The organism is Kocuria sp. ZOR0020 (genome assembly GCF_000800955.1).
Taxonomy (GTDB): Bacteria; Actinomycetota; Actinomycetes; order Actinomycetales; family Micrococcaceae; genus Kocuria; species Kocuria subflava.
In genome coordinates, this window is the sequence record NZ_JROX01000458.1 from 1 (window position 1) to 286 (window position 286).

The window sequence follows — 286 nt, forward strand, 5'->3', positions numbered from 1 at the left end:
CAGAGGGTTATGGCAAGAACGGAACTTTCAGCGAAAAGATAACTTTCGATGTAGTTACAAAGTGGTATACTTACGAAAATTTAACTTTTGACATGATTGAAAATGGTAAAGTTCTTTCTGGTAAGTCTAAAATTTATGGAGGAACCGCACCAGGAGACTATAAGTATATCGAAGGAACCTCTTACACTTATTATGGGGAAAGTGACATAGGCCGTTTAAGCCGTTGGGAAATAAAAGAAAAAATATTTAGTTTTATGGGGGTATTATATCCGAAACTTCCTAAAAC

Annotated in this window: 1 protein-coding gene; it reads left to right on the plus strand. The window is 35.3% G+C overall.

What is annotated here, in order from left to right:
- Nucleotides 1-92: 92 nt before the first annotated feature.
- Nucleotides 93-286 (plus strand): hypothetical protein (locus L979_RS15690; protein WP_231559568.1); only part of this gene is annotated, 194 nt, incomplete at its 3' end.